Here is a 15,344-nt window from a genome sequence, read left to right as displayed (position 1 = left end):
GCGGAGCGGCGGCTAGCGATGCACGGCGGGGCCATAGACGAGTTCCTGGATGTTGCCGTCCAACGTCCGACTGCCGATCAACTCGAGATCAAAGTCGGCCGCTCCCTTGAAGATGGGGGCATCGCCGGTCTTTCCGGTGATGACCGGGAAAACTGTCACCTGCAGGCGGTCGACCAGGCCGGCGGCCATCAGCGCCCGGTTCATCGACAGGCTGCCGTGTGAGCGCAGCGGTACCGGCGACTCCTGCTTGAGCCGGGCGACGACCTCGACGGCATCCCCGGGCACGAGGGTTGCCTCCGGTGATTCGAGGGGGCCCTCCAGGCTCGTCGACACCACCGTCGTCGGCAGGCTGAGCATTCGGGTCACCCACGGGTCATACACCTCTTTTTCGGTGCCCGCGGCCCGCATCTGGGTGAAGAGGCGATAGGTGTTGGCTCCGAGGATCATTCGTTGCTCCGGCTGGAACTCGGCGAGGCGATGGTCGAGCAGTTCGGGGCCTTGCTTGCCCCAGTAGCCGCCCCAGTCCCCGCCGCTGACGCCGCCGAAGCCGTCGAGGCTGGAGAAGACATCGACGGTGTAGGTGGCGGTCATCCCTCCTCCTGGCGCTGCGGGCTCGCGACGGAATCGGCCGCCGCGTCCAGGTCGGCGATGACGATCTTGCTCATGGCGTGCATCGCTCGGGTCGCCGCCGCGGCGCGGCGCGGGTCGGGATCGGCCAACAGCTCGAAGAGTCGTAGTGGGGTCACCTGCCAGCTCAGACCGAACCGGTCCTTGAGCCAACCGCAGGGCGCCTCGTGGCCGCCCTCGGTCAGCCGGGACCAGTAATAGTCCACTTCGTCCTGGTCGGCGCAGTGGATCATGAACGACACCGCTTCGGTGAACCGGAAATCCGGCCCGCCGTTGAGACCGACGAACCGGTGCCCGCCGAGGTCGAACGTGGCGAATAGCGGCCGGCCCGGATCCCCCGGGCCGGCCTCGGTGGTGCGGTGAAGACCTTCCACCCGGGAGTTCGGGAACACCGCCGTGTAGAACGCGGCGGCCTCTTCCAGGTTGTCGTCGAACCACAGACACGGGGCGATCGCTGCCATCACGCCACCTCGTCCCGTGTTCGGCTGAGACCGGTTCCGGTGATCACGCGCGGAACATGGCTCCGCGACGGTCGGATGTTCGGTGGCAGGTCGCGCACGGCGGGCACCTTCCTTGATGTAGACGGCGTACACATTTGAATGTAGACACCGTAGACTTTGTGGCGGGGGTGGTCAAGGGTTGACGCGACACCGCAGTTCGCCGGGTCGCGACGTGAGCGGTGCGGCAAGGCGAAACGATGGGCTGGACAGCGTCGCCAACACGATCCGGTTGTGTCAGACCTCTTGTCAGCGACTCGCCGATTTCCGGCGGCCGGGATTTTTGTGGTCCCAGGCCTCAGCGAGAAGGGTGCGGACGAGCGCCTCGTCGGCGTGGGGCAGATCGATCTCGAGACACGCGAGACGCTTGCCCCAGTAGAACTCGCGGCAGGATTGCGGCCAGGTCGCGGCCGCGGAGCGGGTGCCGTGTTCATCGAGCATGACACGCAGGAGGTCGGCGCTGGGCAGGGTCGCGAAGATTCGCCGGGCCACCCGGAACGACGGGAACCCGTGGTGGTCCTGTTCAATCACCTCGGGCAGGGCCAACGCCAGCTGCCGGGTGACCGTCTCGGTGACCATGGTCAGCGGAGCGGCCCATGGAAGAACCAGAGGTGCCCCTCGAGATCGCGCGCACCGTACTCGCGCACACCGTAGGGCTGGTCCACCGGCGGACCGAGGACAACGGCCCCGTGTTCTTTGGTGTTGTCGTAGTGGGAATCGGCGTCCTCGACAGCGATGACGATCATGCTGCTGACTCCACCGAGTTCGCGCGGCGACCGGTAGCCGTCACCGCTGGGGTGCAACCAGATCGACTGGTCCCCGGCGAACAGCTCACCATGCACGGCTCGGCCGTCACGCCCGTGCTCCAGCGAGCCCCCGGTGAGACCGAAGGTGTCGATCAGGTACGCATACGCGGCCGGGAGGTCGTCGTAGACCAATAACGTGGTGGTGCTGCGGATCGGCGTGTCGAGCATGTTCATCTCCTCGATGATCCGGAACAGGGTCTCCGGTGATGCGTCGCCGGAGCCGGAAATCTCGCCGGAAATCGCCCGCAGATGCGCGCTCAACCGTGCCGCTGCGGCGATACCACGGTCGGTTTCCTCGGCATGACGGGCCACCATGGCGGCGAGGTCCCACTGGGGCTCGTCGAGGAGCGCACGGATCTCGGCCAAGCTGAACCGCAGGCGCCGCAGCGCCAATATGCGGTAGAGCCGCAACACGTTGTCGCGGTCGTAAAGCCGGTGGCCGCCGGCCGTCTGACCAGCCGGGTGCAACAGGCCGGTTTGGTCGTAGTAGCGCAGGGCGCGAACCGTGACGCCGGTCAGCTCGGCAAGTTCGCCGACCCGCCATCCGCCCCTGCCTCGGGCCTGGGTGTGTTCCACGCCCTTGACCGTAGAAGCTGACGTCGCGTCACATGCAAGTGTTCATCGCAACGGGACTGCCAACTAGCTGCGGCTCCTCACTTCGCACTCGGTGCGATGTTCAAACCCACGCTGATCTCGTGCGCGACACGATGCCCGGACTGGACGGCGCCGTCGATATAACCGGCCCACCGGGTGGCGGTCTCGGTGCCGGCCCAGTGCAGTGGGCCGACCGGGCGCCGCAGCGCAGGCCCGAAGCGAGTGAGGGTGCCTGGCGTGGTGAAGGCGCCGTAGCAGCCGCGACTGTATTCCTCCTCCGCCCAGTCACGTTCGATGTAGTCGATCGGGTTGCGGGCCCGTGCACCGAAGTAGCCGGCCAGATCGTCGATGACGCGGGCACGCCGCTCGGCTGGGTCGAGACGGGCGCCGGTGTCGGCGTGGCGGCCTTCGAGGAACCCCACGAGGACTCCGGGACCGCCCGTCTGCGGGGTGTTGTCGAAGACGGTGCCCAACGGACGCGCGTCGCTGTTGGCCTGTCCGCTCCACCCGTCGGCGCGCCAGAACGGTTCGTCGTAGGCCACGTTGATCTTGATGACGCGCCCCATCGGCATGCGCTGGACCAGTTGGTCCCGGTCGCCGGGCAAGCCCGGGCTGAACCGGATCCGGGCAGTCAACGGTGGGGGTACGGCGATCACCGCGCGGCGGGCTCGCACCGTCGACCCGCTGGCTTGGACCACCACGCCTCCGTCGCCCCAGCCGATCTCGGTGACCGGACGGTTCAACACGACCCGGTCCCCCAGTTCACGGGCCATCGCCAGGGCGATGGTCTGCGCGCCGCCGACGACCCGATCCTGCTGGGCGCCGCCGATCACGTTGATCATGGGGTCCAGCCCGCCAGCAGCCCCGATGTAGAAGCTTGCGCCCAACGCCGAGAGATCCTCGGGTCCGGCGGAGAACACCGCCTCGGTGATCAGCCGGAAAAAGGCGCGCCCCTGCCGGGTGCGGGCGGTGCGCCGCAGCCAGGTCTCCAAGGTTTGGCCATCCAACGAGCGCGCCTGCGCCGTTAGCCACGGCTCGGTGCGTGCTACCCGGCGCGCCAACCGGTCCAGCCGCCACTGCGTCTGCCCGATATCGGCAAGGGCTATCGGGTTCAGGCGCGGGATGCGGCCGGTGTAGTCCGAACGCTTACCGCAAAGCTCGGCGATGTTCCGACCCGCCGCGTACGAGGGATAGGTTTCCATCCCCAGCTCGTCGATCAACGCGAGTACTTGGTGCTGGGTCGGGCCGACCCACTGGCCGCCGACCTCTATCGGTGCGCCGCCGGGCAGTTCGACGTTGAGCAGGCGCCCGCCGACCCGGTCACGCGCTTCCAGAACCAGCACATCGGTGTGGGCGCGGGTCAGCTCTCGCGCGGCGGTCAGCCCGGCGATCCCGGCGCCGATGATGACGACGTCGACCGACTTCTCCATGAAATCCCTCGATCGGTGCATGTGGACCGACACCCAATCTGGCTGTCGTGCCCACAGCGTAGGCAACTTTTGTGGCCCCGACGTTCCTGTCGGTGAGTTCACCGCCGACTGTGGCTATCTCGTCGACACCGTCACCCGTGATACTGGCTTCGGCTGTAACCACCGCCGTCAGCGCGCTACTGGCAGGATCCGATTCAGACGCAGCGATTTCCGAGCCGCGTCACAGACCAAAATATTGATCTCACCGATCGGAGCGGCTCAGCGCACAGGGGTCATACCGGCATTCCAGATGCTGCCCGCAGCGTGGCCGATCAGCAGCTTCGTGTAGTAGACCGGGGCGAACCAGCGGGCAGCCGCTGAAGGTTCGAGCGCACGATCGAGGATTAACCCCGCTACCGTGGCCGCGAAAGCGATCGGAAGACGACTTCGGCGGCGAGCCCGCGTAATCACCGCTGCCGATACCGTCATCCACCCGTAGTGGCCTAGTGCCCAGCGCACAGCCGACAAAGCGTCGCGCGCACCCGCGTTGTGGTCGACAACCGCGATCACCGCGGGGTGCACGACGTGCAGCGCCGCGAAGCCGATGTGCTCGCGGGCTCCTTGACCGGGGCGCTCGTACCAGCGCACACAGCTGCGCGTGTTGTTGACCCACGCGCCGCCCCACAGATCAATCGCCACCAGGCGCAGCAGCAGTCCGCGGCTACGCGCCCGCCGGTCTGCGCCACCGCGGTCACCCCGCAGCGCCGCCGCCACCACCGCCGCGAGCGTCCCAGCGTATTCGGCCCTCGACGCGCTGGGCCCACGAACCGGTCCCAGTGTCCGAGCCAGCCAGAGCGGATCTCATCCTCGATCACAAGGGCTGCTCAGCTTTTGAGCGAAGTGGCTTGGCGCGGAGAACTGCAGGCACCAGCAAATCGAGAGTGTAGGTTCTCACTTTTCGCTGCATGCGCTTGACGCTCTGAACTGCGGCTATCCAGATCGTCTCACTGTCGACGCCTTGCCGTTTGTCTCACGAACCGCTTCATTACCTACAACGCGGTCCAAGTGGCACGGCGCATCGTTCGATTGGTGCTGTCTCTTTTCTAGAAATTCGAGTCGAATCATTACTTGTCTCAGATCTCGTGGTTTGACGCGTCGTCGTGAGCTTCCGCCGGCGATGTCACCCTGGGTCCGTTCAAACGACTTCGCGTACGTCTGCGGGGGTGGCGGCTCTGCGGTGGGTTGCGAGGAAGTTGTCGATGAGGGTTGTGCAGTCGTCGCGCGTGATGGTGCGCAGGCCGGTCATGCGTGCGAATGCGAGGGGTCCGACGAGTTGGCAAATTGCGAGGTCGCGGTCGATGTTGCCGAGTTCGGTGTGGGCTTTCGAGCTGGTGAGGATGGCGTCGAACGGTTGGCGGTACTGGTCGACGACGCGGGCCCGCAGTGCCCCGGATGCGTGACTGTTGTCGGTCTCTTCTTTGGCGCCGGTGGGGCCGAGTGAGAGCCATGCCAGGGTGGTGACGTGCAGCGGGGCGTCGTTGAACAGGGCGGCTTGGCGGCTGAGCAGCTCGATCAGTTGTTCGCGTAAGGAACCGCTGGTCGGTGCTGGTGTGCTTACCTGCGGTAGTAGCCGCTCGAAGGTGGCGGCAAGCAGATGCGACGAGCTCTGAAAATGCCGATAAAGGGTGGTGCGGGCCACCTTGGATGCTTTGGTGACGGCATCGATAGTGACGGCCTCGACGCCTCCGGTGCTCAACAGTGTTGCCGCAGCATCCAATAGTCGATTCCGTGACCGGATCCGCCGCGGATCGATGTCGTCATCATCGGGCAGGGAGGGCTGATTGCTGTCGCTCACGGGTCACCTCGGCGGTCGATTTCGGCGATGTCGCACCGGGAAGTCTAGCAGTTGTGGTACTACCAGTAGCGCAGCGAAACTTGAAGTAGCGGGAGCGTTTCTGTGTCAGATCGTGCGGTGCCGTCGGAACGGCTGCCTTCTCATACCCCGACCTGTATGGGGTGTGGTCCGGACAATCCGCACGGCCTGCATGTGGAGGTCTACCGCAGTGCGGATTCGGTGTATGCCGATGTCACATTCGACGAGCGCCACATCGGAGCCCCCGGCCTGGCGCACGGTGGGGCCGTCGCCGCGGCCTGCGATGACGTGCTGGGCTTCACGCTGTGGATCGCCGGCACGCCTGCGGTGACGCGCAGTCTGACGGTGGAGTATCTGCAACCAGTACCGCTGCACCGGCCCCACCGGATCACCGCGCACATCAGCGCCCGCGAGGGTCGGGCGTTGCACGTCGCGGCGACCGGCACCTGCGAAGGGGCCACCCGGTTCACCGCGACGGCCGTATTCATCGTGGTTGATACCGCACATTTCGCCGCCCACGGCGATATCAGCGGTTTTGGGGAGATCCTCGAGCAGTTCTCGCGCCGCGGCGGCGATCACACACCATGACCGTCGCCAGCGCCCGAGCGAGCGACACGCCCACCGGGCTCGACGAGGAGTATTCGGTTGCCGATCAGGTTCACGCAGCCGGGGTGCCGCGTTCGCGCGTCTCGGCCCGTCGTCGCGAGGCCATCATGGATGCCGCCCTGGCTATAGCTACCACCGGCGGTTACGACGCGGTGCACATGCGGACGGTCGCCGAGCACGTCGGCATGGCCGTGGGCACGCTGTACCGCTATTTCCCGGCCAAAACCCATCTGCTGGTCGCGGCGCTGAGTCGAGAATTTCAGCGTCTCGACGTCGCCGGGACCTGGACAACCGGTGCCGGCACACCGCGGCAGCGATTGGAGCGACTGACCAGCCACCTGCACGGCCGGTGGCAGCGCGAGCCGCTGCTGACCGACGCCATGACCCGGGCTTTCGCCGCGGCCGACACCCGCGCCGCCGCGGAACTTGATTCTGCCGCCGCAACGATCCACACGCTGCTGGCCCGCACCCTCAGCGCGGGCGAGCCGACACCGACACATCTGGTTGTCGCCGGCCTCATCTCCGACATCTGGCTGGCCAACCTGCTCGCCTTCATCAGCGGGCGGGTGTCCGCCGAGGAGACCCGTGACCGCATCGACCGGGCCGTTCATCGGCTACTCGACAGCGCCGCCGCGCACTCCGAGGAACCGTAACGATACTCCTAGTATCGCAGCGATACCTGCCGTACCCTTAGGGGTGCGACTCGATGATGCGTCGAAGGAGAACGCCATGTACACCCAGTGGATCGAAGATTGTGTCGTGCAACGGGTTTCGGTGCGCGACGGCTTGGTACTCGACCTGGACGACTACAACGAAGTCGTCATCTCGCGCCCCCTGCTGCTCACTCTGCCCGCAGCAGATCGCTTTCCCGCCGAGGCAGTCCTCATCAATCCCTTGCAGATCTCGGTCTACGAGCGCCCGCTGCTGAACCTGGCCGGCGCAGTGTGCACCCAGGCCTGGTCCGGTGACGACGGGGGGTTGCACCTGGGCTTCTCCCGTGGTCACCGCATCGACGTCGACCCCGACGAGCAGTTCACCGCGTGGGAGCTGTACGGCAAGCGGCACGGCTACATGGCCTGTCTGCCGCACGGGCGTGTCCGCGTGGTCCGACACGACATCCCCGAAAGCGACGACGCCAACATCGTGAACCGATAAGCCACCGCTGGCTGCAGACCCCATCGACTATCCGATATTCGCTACATAATGTAGCGTAGCGATACCAATAGTATCGTTGATCGTTTAGGGGGTTCGGTGGCCGACCGCACGGCAGGCTCTTCGGTAACACCGGCCCGCGCTGCCCGGCGCGAGACTCCCGTCGATCCCGCGTCCAGCCGTGAATACAGCGCTCGGCTCGCAGCGTTGGGACGATTCACTGTGCGGCACAAAGCCTTGACCATCGGGGTGTGGATCGGCGCCGCGATCGTCTTGGCGCTGCTGTTCCCGCAGCTGGAAACGGTGGTGCGCCAGCAGTCGGTGGATTTGATTCCGCGCGACGCCCCGTCGCTGCAAACGGTGGAGCGGCTGAGTACCGCCTTCAACGAGCAGGGGTCGAAAACCATGCTGTTCGTGGCCATGGAAGACCCCGCCGGTCTGACCCCGGCGACCCAACAGCGCTACGACCGCCTTCTGGAACGACTGCGCGCAGACAGCGAGCACGTGTTACTGGTGCAGGATCTGCTGGCCGATCCGGTCACCCGAGCCCAGGCTGTCAGCGCCGACGGCACATCGTGGTATCTGCCGGTGGGAGTGAGCGGCACGCTGGGTGACCCGACCGCTGCGGAGTCCGTCCAGGCGGTGCGGGACATCACCGCAGAAGTGTTCGCCGGTTCGTCCACCACCGCGCAGGTGACCGGGCCGCCGGCGACGTTCAGTGACATGATCGCCGCCGCCGAGCATGATCTGCTGTTGATCTCGATCGCCACCGCCGCCATGATCGCGCTGATCCTGCTGATCGTCTACCGGTCGGTGTTCACCGCGCTGCTGCCGCTGCTGGTGATCGGGCTGAGCTTGGCCGTCGGGCGCGGCGTCCTGTCCGCGCTGGGCGAGATGGGCATGCCGGTCTCACAATTCACCGTCGCGTTCATGACCGCGATCCTGCTCGGCGCCGGCACCGACTACACCGTGTTCCTGATCAGCCGCTACCACGAGCAGCGCCGCGCCCAGGTACCGGCCGAGCAGGCCATCATCCACGCCACCGCCAGCATCGGCCGCGTCATCCTGGCCTCCGCCGCCACCGTGGCCCTGGCCTTCCTGGCCATGGTGTTCGCCCGCTTGAGCGTGTTCGCCGCCCTAGGCCCCGCATGCGCCATCGCGGTCCTGTTCGGTTTCCTGGCCACCGTCACCCTGCTACCGCCCGTGCTGGCACTGGCAGCTAAACGGGGCATCGGTGAACCCAAATCCGATCGCACCCGCCGCTATTGGAACAGTGTCGCCGTCGCGGTGGTGCGCCGTCCGGTGCCACTGCTGATCGTCAGCCTCGTCATCCTGCTCGCGCTGTCAGCGGTAGCCGCGACCATCAAAATCAGCTACGACGACCGCAAAGGCCAACCCGCCACCACCGCCAGCAACCAGGGCTACCAACTGTTGGACCGCCACTTCCGCAAAGACGTCGTCATCACCGAATTCCTCGTCGTCGAGAACCCCACCGACATGCGCACCGGCAAAGGACTGGCCGACCTCGACGAAATGGCCTCCCGCGTCTCCCAGGTTCCCGGTGTCACCAAAGTCTCCGGCGTCACCCGCCCCACCGGGGAACGCCTCGATCAAGCGCAACTGGCCTGGCAAAACGGTCAAATAGGAGACAAGATGGCCGGCGCGGTCGCCGACGGTAACGCTCGCCGCGACGACCTCACCAAACTCACCGACGGCGCCGATCAACTCGCCGGCGGACTGGCCCAACTCGACACCACCGTGCGCACCGCACTGACCCCCCTGGCGGGCATCCTCACGCAAGCCCAATCCGCCGGCGCTCAGGTCAACCAGTTCCGACCACTACTGCAACAACTCTCAGCGACCGCCCCTGCGGTCGATCAGGCCATCCAAGCCGGCCCCGGCCTACGCCCCCTGGCCGACCAAGCACAACACGCCATCACCACCTTGGACCCGCTCGTCGGTGCCCTCAACACCTCGCCGTGGTGTGCCACCACACCCCAATGCGCCCAGATCCGCGACCAAGTACAGATCCTGACCACCCTGCGCAACAACGGATTCTTCACCCAAATCGCCGACCTCGGCGACCGCTACAACCCCGCCAGCAATGCCACCGTCGCCGGCACCCTCACCACCGTCCAAAACGCCGTCACCTCGCTGGACAACGCTTTCGGGGCGCTGGGAAACCCCGCTGACCTGGCCAGCAACCTGCGCCGCCTCCAAGACGGGATCGGCCAACTCGCCTCCGGAGCCCAAGCGTTGGCCACCGGTGTGCGCACCCTAGCCGACAGCAACATCGAAATGCTCTCCGGGATGAGCCAGATCGCCACCCAACTCCAGAACTCTGCACGCGCCGCCCAGGACTCCGACTCAGCAAGCGGTTTCTATCTGCCGGCCAACGCCTTCGAGAACCGCCAATTCACCGACGTCGCGAAACAATTCCTCTCACCAGACGGCAAAACAGCACGGTTCATGATCGAAACCAGCTACGACCCCTACAGCGTCGAGGCCATGAACCTCGCCCACCAGATCACCGACGTCGCCAACGCCGCGCGCCCCAACACCTCCCTGGCTGAGGCCACCGTCTCGGTCGCCGGCTTCCCCGCCGTCAACTCCGACATCCAACGATTCCTCTGGGCAGACTTCTTCCAACTTGCGCTGGCCACCACCGTCATTGTCGGCCTCATCCTGGTGCTGCTGCTACGCGCACTACTGGCACCGATCTACCTGCTCGGCACCGTCCTGCTCAACTACCTCGCCTCGATCGGATTCGGCGTCCTGGTATTTCAGTGGATCCTCGGTCACGAAATCGCTTGGCCGGTACCTCTATTGGCGTTCATCATCCTCGTCGCCGTCGGCGCCGACTACAACATGCTGCTGGTCTCCCGACTACGCGAAGAATCCGGAAGCAACATCCGCGTCGGAGTGCTGCGCACCGTCGCCAACACCGGCGCCGTCATCACCTCCGCCGGCCTGATCTTCGCCGTCAGCATGTTCGGCCTCATGGTCGGCTCGGTAGCCATCATGATCCAAGCCGGCCTCATCATCGGCTTCGGACTACTGCTCGACACCTTCCTCGTACGCACCCTCACCGTGCCCGCCATCGCCACACTCCTCCGCGAAGCAAGCTGGTGGCCACAACGTGCGCCAACAAACCAACCCCCAACGGCAGTCACCTCCCCCAGATAAACAGACCTGCCAAACCCCGCCATGCTCGCCTCGCCGCCGCCCGTCTCAAATCTAGAGAAACGAGACGATGCCAGGAACCGCCTACCGGTCCGGCATCGCTCCAGGTTGCGCTGTCTCGTTTCTTGTCTCACGAACCTGGCGGATCCGCCATCATTCCGCCAACAACGGTGAGATTCCGCCACGTTCCGTGAGAACCTACATCAGTGTAGGTTCTCACTTTTCACTTCAACGCCTGACACTTCGACCTGCGACTATCCAGTCTGTCTCACTGTCGGTGCATTGCCGTTGGTCTCACGAACCGCCTCATTCCTACGACTACGTACTAGCTGTAGATGGCGTGGCCGTCGTCGAGTCGCATGACAACGAGCCGACTCGCGTTTTAGTTCGCTTCACCCGTTCGCACCTTCAATTCGGGCTTCGCGCGGCGCATTGGTCTCGTGGGACCACTCAAGCACTCCCTTGTGGCTGCCCCGCTCGAACCGCGCCCGCTATGCCCCAAGGCGGCCGTAACCCCGCTTCTGTTCGTAGATCGGGTGGACTGGAGTCCCACCTACCGCATCCTCAGAGGCCGTAGTTGAGCAACGCCTTGCAGCTGGTGGGCTCACCGCTGGTAACGATCCGGTTCGGCTCGATCCGGATCGATTTACCTGCCGCAACGAGTTTCGGATATTCCGAGCCACCGCCAATGATCGAGCCCGTCGCGTCGTAGCAGACTACCCCGATGCGAAGGTCAACAAGATCCTCGGCGGTGGAGTTGGTAAATGTGAAAACCGGGGTCCACTTCCCCGTGGCGTTCTTGGTGATCGACTCCGCATTGAGCATAGGTAGCTCAGGACGTGCTTTACGTCGGTCGGAGTAGTCGCTGATCGAGATCGAGGACTCGATGGAGGCGACCGTCGTCTCAGGGTCTTCTAGGAAAACGGCAGTTGGCAAGACGAGCTGTTGTCCCGGCCAGGAAAACCGCTCGACTTGTTCCTTGGTATCGATGATGTTGCCGGCATGGTCCAGAAAGTTTATTGAGGTTGTGGCGAACTGACCGACAGCGCCCAAGTTATCCGTGGTGGCAATCACGATCCCTATTACGCTCTTGCCATCCTGCCCGAACCCGGATCCCACGGTCCCGATCGCCGGGTTTTCGGGCTTGCTCACCCTCTGGGGCGCAGCGGCAGGAGCCGAACCGGTGCCGCCACTTAAGAAGGCCGTCTCGTACTCCTTGGCTTCCGAGGGCTTCATGTCACCGGCAACCCGCAACAACAGTGGGCCTCTGATTGTGTTCCACTCCCGACCCAGGATCCCCCCTTGTCTGACTGCCTGGAGGTAAGCGGAACGACGTTGGGCCGCAGCCTGATCTGGCCATTGCTCAATCGTGGCCCCGCATTCCATGCCAAGCTCAGAGCACGCCAACCGCGAGTCATAGACCACACTCGCAGCGACGTAGCCGTTCGGCCGGCCCATCATTCCTTCGTTCGGGTCGTTGTCCTCGTCGACGTCGACGATTTTGGTGATCTCGGGGATCGACGCCTTCAGCGCCTCCGCGGCGCTTCGAGCAGTCGCCTGCGTCCCTTCGAGCTGCCCTTGGTTGGCTGGCTGGTTTAGGCTTCCGGGCCGTTCACCGGGAACCGGTGTGTGTGAACTGTCCCGTGTCATCGTGTAACCGACAACCCCGGCCGCGACCACTGCGACCACTGCAACCGCAGCGATGGCACTCGTCTTGCCAACTAGGCGATTTCGGCCACCTTCAGAGACGCCACCCCGGCTGGCTGTCGGCATTGCCTGCTGCGTCTTGGCAGCGCCGAATTCGCCTTCGGCGCTGGCATGCCCGGTCAGTGCCGCGGCAAATTCGCGACATGACCCGAACCGCTGGGCGGGGTCTTTAGCTAGGGCGGTCGAAAACACCTCATCGAGGCGGGCCAACTCCGGGCGCAGGCGACTGATCTGCGGCGGCGGCGCATTCAGATGCGCACTGATCACAGCGACCGGGTTGGACTTGTCAAACGGCGGCACCCCGGCCAGCAGGTGAAAAATACTGGCCGCCAGCGCGTACTGATCAGCCCGTGCATCGAGTTCCTCACCCGCCAGCTGCTCCGGCGCGGCGTAAGACACGGTGCCCACTGTCAGATTCGTCCCCGTCAGCCCGCTCGGATCAGCCAGTGGGCGTGCGATACCGAAATCGGCCAGAAAGATGCGCTGCTGCCCCCCGCTATCGGTCTGGCCCAACAAGATGTTGGCCGGCTTGACATCCCGGTGCAGCAAGCCCCGCTCGTGAGCGTGATCAAGTGCATCAGCGACCGCGATGGCGACCGCGATGGCCTCGTCGAGGGGCAGGCCGGCCGGATACCGCTCCCGCACCAGCTTCGCGGTGTCGGGTCCGTCGACGTAGTCCATCGACATCCAGAGCTGCCCGTCACACTCGCCGCGATCATGCATCCCGACGATATTGGGATGAAACAGCGTGGCCACCAGCTCCGCCTCGCGGACGAAGCGCTGACGGAACTCCTCGTTGGTGGTCAAAGACGACGGCAGCACTTTCAACGCATCCCGGCGAGGCAACCGGGGGTGCTGAACGAGGTACACCTCGCCCATCCCGCCGGACCCCAACAACCGCAAGATCCTATATCCGGCGAACGTCTCGCCAATCCGCAACGGCATGGGCGAATGCTAGCCGCTACCTCATACGGGTTCAGATCAGCCCGCGATAGCGATCAGCTGAGCTGAGGTCTAGCTGTATTGACCACGGACGTTGGTGACGGCGTGGTGAGGTGACAAGACGAGACCTCCGAGTGGAGTGCGAGCTGTCTAGGAACGCTCACCAATCTCGGAGGTCTTCGTGGTTCAACCGTAATTCCCCTTTGTCCGAAACCGGTCGTCGGCGGTTGGCTCGATGCGTCGTTGATGACGGCTGGACGCTTCGACGTGCAGCTGAGCGGTTTCAAGTGTCGGGACCGCCGTCTACATTGGCGGCCATGAAGAAGCTGGACGTCGCCCTCACCAACTGTCACGGCATCCGGGAGCTCAACGTGACGTTCGACTTCAAGCCTGGCAATGCGGTTGCGGTCTACGCGCCCAACGGCACGATGAAGACCTCCCTGGCGCAGACGTTCAAGGACTTCGCGAAAGGAGGTGAAACTATCGACCGCATGTTCCGCGACCGGGAGTCGCAACGAAGCATCACCGATGAGGCCGGCGCAGAGATCGACCCGGCGGACGTGGTAGTCGTGCTCTCCTACGACGAGGATCTCGGCCCGAGCGAGTCAGCATCGACCCTCCTCGTCAACGCCGAGCTGCGTAAGGAATACGAGGCCCTGCAAGCCGATCTGCTCGCTGCCCGCGCGGTGCTGGTCGCTGCCCTGAAGGCGCAGTCTGGGACGAAGCAGGACGTGAGCCGGACTGTCTCGCAGGCATTCATGCCCGAAGATGACAAGTTCTTCGAGGCGCTCATGCGCACCAAGTACGAAGTTGACACCCTCGACGAGCCCCGGTTTTCCGATCTGCCATATGACGTCCTGTTTAACGACAAGCTCGACGCGATCCTTCAGTCGAAGGACCTGCAATCTGTGTTGACTCAGTACGTGACACGCTGGAACGAGCTATTGGACGAGTCCACGTTCTTCAGCCGTGAGACCTTCAGCTACTACAACGCGGAGAACGTCACGAAGAGCCTGGGAGCCAACGGCTTCTTCGCGGCTAATCACTCATTGGTCCTCCGGGGCTCGGGCCAGTCCCGCACCGTGACGAGCCCTGAAGAGTTCGAGGAGTTGGTAGCCGAGGAGAAGCGGCGGATCACCGATGATGAGGTGTTGCGCAAGAAACTGAATCTCCTTGAGAAGGCTTTGCAGCGGAACGAGAGCACTCGGCAGTTCTTCACCTACGTCTCCGAGCACGTTGAACTACTCCCGGAGTTCGCGAACATCAACCTCTTCCGGCAGAAGGTGTGGCAGTCGTACCTGAAATCGCATGAGGAGCTGTTCACACGTGTAGTCACCTGCTTCGCGGATAGCGAGGTGCGCCGGAAGGAGATCGAGAAGGCGGCGGCGGACGAGCGGACCCAATGGGAGAGGGTCATCGAGATCTTCAACGACCGGTTCTTTGTGCCGTTCAGGCTCCGCGCCGAGAACAAGCACAGGGTCACGTTAGGTCAGGAGGACGTTCTCAAACTCGTGTTCAAGTTCGAGGAGGGCGATGAGTCGACGGACGTTGCGCGCGAGGAGCTCCTCTCGGTACTCAGCAACGGCGAGAAGAAGGCGCTTTATATCCTCAACGTGCTGTTCGAGATGGAAGCCCGCAAGGCCTCCGGGCGCGAAACTCTGTTCGTGATCGACGACCTCGCGGACTCGTTCGACTACAAGAACAAGTACGCGATCATTCAGTACCTCAAGGAAATGGCCGAACACGCAAACTTCAAGCTCATTCTCCTAACTCACAATTTCGATTTCTTTCGGACCCTCCTGAGTCGTGGCGTCGTCACGTACAAGCAGTGCTTTATGGCGCAGAGGGGTGACGCGAAGGTCGTTCTCAGTTGAGGGGGACCCGTTTGGTGGTCCAGCCGCTATGCGACTTTCGGTTGGTGGGTCGCGGCCCACTGTAGGGCAAACTC

At 64.4% G+C, this 15,344-nt stretch carries 13 protein-coding genes; 5 read left to right on the top strand and 8 right to left on the bottom strand.

Annotation, left to right across the window (positions count from 1 at the left end):
* Nucleotides 1-12: 12 nt before the first annotated feature.
* The 7 genes from AWC30_RS00385 to AWC30_RS00355 all read right to left on the bottom strand — a co-directional run bounded on the left by AWC30_RS00385 (nucleotide 13) and on the right by AWC30_RS00355 (nucleotide 5,788).
* Nucleotides 13-591: a dihydrofolate reductase family protein gene (locus AWC30_RS00385; RefSeq protein WP_085107286.1), complete on the bottom strand. Its 579-nt coding sequence runs from the start codon at nucleotides 589-591 to the stop codon at nucleotides 13-15.
* Complete coding sequence (locus AWC30_RS00380; protein ID WP_085107284.1) at nucleotides 588-1,088, bottom strand: VOC family protein; 501 nt, start codon at nucleotides 1,086-1,088, stop codon at nucleotides 588-590. Before AWC30_RS00380 ends, AWC30_RS00385 begins: the two co-directional genes overlap by 4 nt.
* A gap of 285 nt (nucleotides 1,089-1,373) precedes the next feature.
* On the bottom strand, nucleotides 1,374-1,703 hold the full coding sequence (locus AWC30_RS00375) for an MmcQ/YjbR family DNA-binding protein (RefSeq protein ID WP_085107281.1): 330 nt from the start codon (nucleotides 1,701-1,703) through the stop codon (nucleotides 1,374-1,376).
* A 2-nt stretch (nucleotides 1,704-1,705) separates the two neighbouring features.
* The gene (locus tag AWC30_RS00370) at nucleotides 1,706-2,506 is read right to left on the bottom strand and encodes a VOC family protein (protein ID WP_085107278.1); all 801 of its coding nucleotides are present in this window, start codon (nucleotides 2,504-2,506) and stop codon (nucleotides 1,706-1,708) included.
* A gap of 77 nt (nucleotides 2,507-2,583) precedes the next feature.
* On the bottom strand, nucleotides 2,584-3,975 hold the full coding sequence (locus tag AWC30_RS00365) for a flavin monoamine oxidase family protein (RefSeq protein ID WP_109561865.1): 1,392 nt from the start codon (nucleotides 3,973-3,975) through the stop codon (nucleotides 2,584-2,586).
* 237 nt (nucleotides 3,976-4,212) lie between these two features.
* Nucleotides 4,213-4,710, bottom strand: coding sequence for a hypothetical protein (locus AWC30_RS00360; protein ID WP_085107273.1), 498 nt, complete (start codon nucleotides 4,708-4,710; stop codon nucleotides 4,213-4,215).
* Between the two features lie 418 nt (nucleotides 4,711-5,128).
* A complete protein-coding gene (locus tag AWC30_RS00355; RefSeq protein ID WP_069404053.1) occupies nucleotides 5,129-5,788 on the bottom strand; it encodes a TetR/AcrR family transcriptional regulator in 660 nt (219 codons plus the stop codon).
* Nucleotides 5,789-5,944: 156 nt separating this feature from the next.
* Between AWC30_RS00355 and AWC30_RS00350 the strand changes: the two genes are divergently transcribed.
* The 4 genes from AWC30_RS00350 to AWC30_RS00335 all read left to right on the top strand — a co-directional run bounded on the left by AWC30_RS00350 (nucleotide 5,945) and on the right by AWC30_RS00335 (nucleotide 10,750).
* Nucleotides 5,945-6,394, top strand: a complete 450-nt coding sequence (locus AWC30_RS00350) for a PaaI family thioesterase (RefSeq protein WP_051562215.1) — start codon at nucleotides 5,945-5,947, stop codon at nucleotides 6,392-6,394.
* Nucleotides 6,391-7,065 carry a TetR/AcrR family transcriptional regulator gene (locus AWC30_RS00345; RefSeq protein ID WP_069404054.1) on the top strand — a complete coding sequence of 225 codons (675 nt, stop codon included), beginning with the start codon at nucleotides 6,391-6,393 and terminating at the stop codon, nucleotides 7,063-7,065. The genes AWC30_RS00350 and AWC30_RS00345 overlap by 4 nt, the downstream gene beginning before the upstream one ends.
* A 76-nt stretch (nucleotides 7,066-7,141) precedes the next feature.
* Complete coding sequence (locus AWC30_RS00340) at nucleotides 7,142-7,567, top strand: DUF6188 family protein (RefSeq protein WP_069404066.1); 426 nt, start codon at nucleotides 7,142-7,144, stop codon at nucleotides 7,565-7,567.
* Nucleotides 7,568-7,663: 96 nt separating this feature from the next.
* The gene (locus AWC30_RS00335; RefSeq protein WP_069404055.1) at nucleotides 7,664-10,750 is read left to right on the top strand and encodes an MMPL/RND family transporter; all 3,087 of its coding nucleotides are present in this window, start codon (nucleotides 7,664-7,666) and stop codon (nucleotides 10,748-10,750) included.
* 561 nt (nucleotides 10,751-11,311) lie between these two features.
* Here AWC30_RS00335 and AWC30_RS00330 read toward each other — a convergent pair.
* Nucleotides 11,312-13,399, bottom strand: a complete 2,088-nt coding sequence (locus AWC30_RS00330) for a serine/threonine-protein kinase (RefSeq protein ID WP_085107270.1) — start codon at nucleotides 13,397-13,399, stop codon at nucleotides 11,312-11,314.
* Nucleotides 13,400-13,713: 314 nt separating this feature from the next.
* Between AWC30_RS00330 and AWC30_RS17660 the strand changes: the two genes are divergently transcribed.
* Entirely contained in the window at nucleotides 13,714-15,270 is a 1,557-nt protein-coding gene (locus AWC30_RS17660; protein ID WP_085107268.1) for an AAA family ATPase, read from the top strand.
* Nucleotides 15,271-15,344: the final 74 nt, after the last annotated feature.

Origin of the sequence: Mycolicibacillus trivialis, assembly GCF_002102395.1 — a bacterium.
Classification (GTDB): domain Bacteria; phylum Actinomycetota; class Actinomycetes; order Mycobacteriales; family Mycobacteriaceae; genus Mycobacterium; species Mycobacterium triviale.
The sequence above is the reverse complement of the archived record's forward strand: the minus strand, read 5'-3'. Positions and strand labels throughout refer to the sequence as shown.

What these genes read in the sequence shown, in the direction of transcription:
- AWC30_RS00385 (WP_085107286.1), bottom strand. Translation starts at nt 591, where the DNA reads ATGACCGCCACCTACACCGTCGATGTCTTCTCCAGCCTCGACGGCTTC.
- AWC30_RS00380 (WP_085107284.1), bottom strand. Translation starts at nt 1,088, where the DNA reads ATGGCAGCGATCGCCCCGTGTCTGTGGTTCGACGACAACCTGGAAGAG.
- AWC30_RS00375 (WP_085107281.1), bottom strand. Translation starts at nt 1,703, where the DNA reads ATGGTCACCGAGACGGTCACCCGGCAGCTGGCGTTGGCCCTGCCCGAG.
- AWC30_RS00365 (WP_109561865.1), bottom strand. Translation starts at nt 3,975, where the DNA reads ATGCACCGATCGAGGGATTTCATGGAGAAGTCGGTCGACGTCGTCATC.
- AWC30_RS00350 (WP_051562215.1), top strand. Translation starts at nt 5,945, where the DNA reads ATGGGGTGTGGTCCGGACAATCCGCACGGCCTGCATGTGGAGGTCTAC.
- AWC30_RS00345 (WP_069404054.1), top strand. Translation starts at nt 6,391, where the DNA reads ATGACCGTCGCCAGCGCCCGAGCGAGCGACACGCCCACCGGGCTCGAC.
- AWC30_RS00340 (WP_069404066.1), top strand. Translation starts at nt 7,142, where the DNA reads ATGTACACCCAGTGGATCGAAGATTGTGTCGTGCAACGGGTTTCGGTG.
- AWC30_RS00330 (WP_085107270.1), bottom strand. Translation starts at nt 13,399, where the DNA reads ATGCCGTTGCGGATTGGCGAGACGTTCGCCGGATATAGGATCTTGCGG.
- AWC30_RS17660 (WP_085107268.1), top strand. Translation starts at nt 13,714, where the DNA reads ATGAAGAAGCTGGACGTCGCCCTCACCAACTGTCACGGCATCCGGGAG.